Genomic DNA, 2692 nt, shown 5'->3' with positions numbered 1-2692 from the left:
TCACTAAAGGCTGCGTAAAGAACGTGCTAGGAATACGCAACTCCGCTCCGGCCCACCCCTCGCCGGAGGCACGGAACGGCGGCCGTCACCAGGCCGCGGCACCACCTGCAGTGCTCGCTCCACCTGCACGACCAAGGCGCTTCCACACCCGTCCGCGTCCGCGGACCGGTGGCGCCACGGGTCGCCGATCGGACAACGGCGTTCGCTCACAGCCCGCCTTCTCACACCGGCCCTCCGCACGAGGCCGGTCTGCGCCATCGAGGTTTTGCCACATGTCACTCGACTCCTTCACCGACTCCGTCGACAAGGCTGTCAGCGGATTCTTCGAGCCCATCGCCAAGTGGCTCGGAGAGGTCGTCTTCTACTCCGTGCCGGTCAACGGCACCGAGCTCCCGCTGATCGTCGCCTGGCTGGTCATCGCGGGTCTGGTCTTCTCCGCCTGGTTCGGCCTGATCCAGATACGCAAGTTCCCGCTCGCACTGAAGGTCGTCCGCGGCACGTACGACGAGAAGGGGTCGACCGGCGAGGTCAACCACTTCCAGGCGCTGACCGCCGCCGTCTCCGGCACCGTCGGACTCGGCAACATCGCCGGTGTGGCCGTCGCCGTCTCCATCGGTGGTCCCGGTGCCACGTTCTGGATGATCCTCTGTGGTCTGCTGGGCATGGCGACGAAGTTCGTCGAGGTGACCCTCGGCGTGAAGTACCGCGAGGTCCACGCCGACGGATCCGTCTCCGGCGGCCCGATGCACTACCTGCCCAAGGGGCTCGCCGAGCGCTTCGGCGCCCGCGGCAAGACCCTCGGCAAGGTCCTGGCCGTCCTCGCCTCCGCCTTCGTGCTCTTCTTCGGCCTCTTCGGCGGCAACCTCTTCCAGGTCAACCAGTCCTACGCCCAGCTGGTCTCCGTCACCGGCGGCGAGGACGGCATCATCGGCGGCTCCGCCGGCGCCCTGTTCTTCGGCATCCTGATCGCCGCGCTCGTCGGCATCGTCCTGCTCGGCGGCATCCGCTCCATCGCCTCGGTCACCAGCAGGCTCGTCCCCGCCATGGCCGGCATCTACATCGCCGCCTGCCTGGTCGTGATCCTGGTGAACGTCACCGCGGTCCCCTCCGCGATCTCCACGATCATCGAGGGCGCGTTCAACCCGCAGGGCGTCGCCGGCGGTGTCCTCGGCGCGCTGATCATCGGCTTCAAGCGGGCCGCGTTCTCCAACGAGGCCGGTCTCGGCTCCGCCCCGATCGCCCACTCCGCGGTCAAGACCAAGCACCCCGCCAGCGAGGGCCTGGTCGCCCTGCTCGAGCCGTTCATCGACACGGTCATCATCTGCACCATGACCGCCCTGACGATCGTCATCGCCAACCCGGCCAGCTACACCGAGGTCCGCAAGGGCGGCGACTCCATCGGCGGCGTGACCATCACCTCCGACGCGTTCGCCACCGTCCTGCCCTGGTTCCCGTACATCCTGACCATCGCGGTCATGCTGTTCGCCATCTCCACGGTGCTGACCTGGGGCTACTACTGCATGAAGGCCTGGACCCACCTGTTCGGCCGCAGCAAGGCCAGCGAGATCACCTTCAAGATCATGTACACCCTCGTCGCCGTGGCCGGCTCCCTGCTCACCCTGCAGACCCTCATCGACATGGCCGACGCGGTGCTCTTCATGCTCGCCGTCATCAACATCATCGGCCTCTACCTGCTCGCCCCCGTCGTCAAGCGCGAGCTGAACAACTTCCTCGACTTCGTCCGCCGCCGCGACGCCGGCCAGGACACCGAAGCCGACGAGGACGAAGACCAGGAGCCGGTGAAGACCACCGTCTGACCGCACCCCCCGCGGCCCGGCTCCCCGAGAGGGCCCGCATCCACCCTCGCGCCTTGGGTGGATACGGGCCCTCTCCCCCTGTCCTGAACACCATCACCGCACGTCAAAGACCCTCTGGCAACATCTCAGCCCTCCCGATAGGGTGTAAAGAACGCGTCAAGACGCCCCTCGCACCGGATGGGCGGACGCGGGGTGTGCCGGGAAGTCTGGTCGGCGTTCTTGGGGGCCGCGTGCCCGCAATGCTGCCGACGCCCCGGAGGTTCCCCCGCCATGACCGCCACCCCGCCGCCCCAGCGCCCCCCGTTCCTCGGCCTCCTTCCCTGGCCCGAGCGCCGCGCCATCGCCGAGGCCCTGCGCACCGAGACCATCGGCGGCCTCGTCCTCCTCGCCGCCGCCGTCATCGCGCTGATCTGGGCCAACAGCCCCCTCGGCGACGTCTACCAGCAGATACGCGACTTCCACTTCGGCATACCGGCCCTCGGACTCGACCTCTCCGTCGGCCACTGGACCGCCGACGGCCTCCTCGCCGTCTTCTTCCTCGTCGCCGGCATCGAACTCAAGCGGGAACTCGTCGTCGGCGAGCTCCGTACGCCCGCGACCGCGGCCCTCCCGGTGATCGCCGCCGCATGCGGCATGGCCGTCCCCGCCGCCCTGTACGCCCTGACCGCCGCAACCGGCGGCGGCAGCCCCGACGGCTGGGCCGTGCCCATGGCCACCGACATCGCCTTCGCACTCGCCGTCCTCGCCGTCATCTCCACGCACCTGCCCGCGGCCCTGCGCGCCTTCCTCCTCACCCTGGCAGTCGTCGACGACCTCGGCGCCATCCTCATCATCGCGGTCTTCTTCACCAGCGGTCTGAACCTCTGGGCCCTCGG

At 68.8% G+C, this 2692-nt stretch carries 2 protein-coding genes; both read left to right on the top strand.

Annotated elements, in window-relative coordinates; translation table 11 throughout:
* The first annotated feature begins 272 nt into the window (after window positions 1-272).
* Window positions 273-1817, top strand: coding sequence for an alanine/glycine:cation symporter family protein (locus ACIPXB_RS37070; protein WP_401457405.1), 1545 nt, complete (start codon window positions 273-275; stop codon window positions 1815-1817).
* 270 nt (window positions 1818-2087) lie between these two features.
* Window positions 2088-2692: Na+/H+ antiporter NhaA (locus ACIPXB_RS37065; protein WP_401457403.1), on the top strand; the 605-nt coding region annotated here is incomplete at its 3' end.

This window comes from Streptomyces sp. NPDC090022, assembly GCF_044748145.1.
In the GTDB taxonomy this organism is placed as follows: domain Bacteria; phylum Actinomycetota; class Actinomycetes; order Streptomycetales; family Streptomycetaceae; genus Streptomyces.
Note: the sequence above shows the minus strand (reverse complement) of the source record. Positions and strands in the feature narration are given on the sequence as shown.

Excerpts from the sequence above, each read along its gene's own strand:
- ACIPXB_RS37070 (WP_401457405.1), top strand. The coding sequence starts at position 273 with ATGTCACTCGACTCCTTCACCGACTCCGTCGACAAGGCTGTCAGCGGA.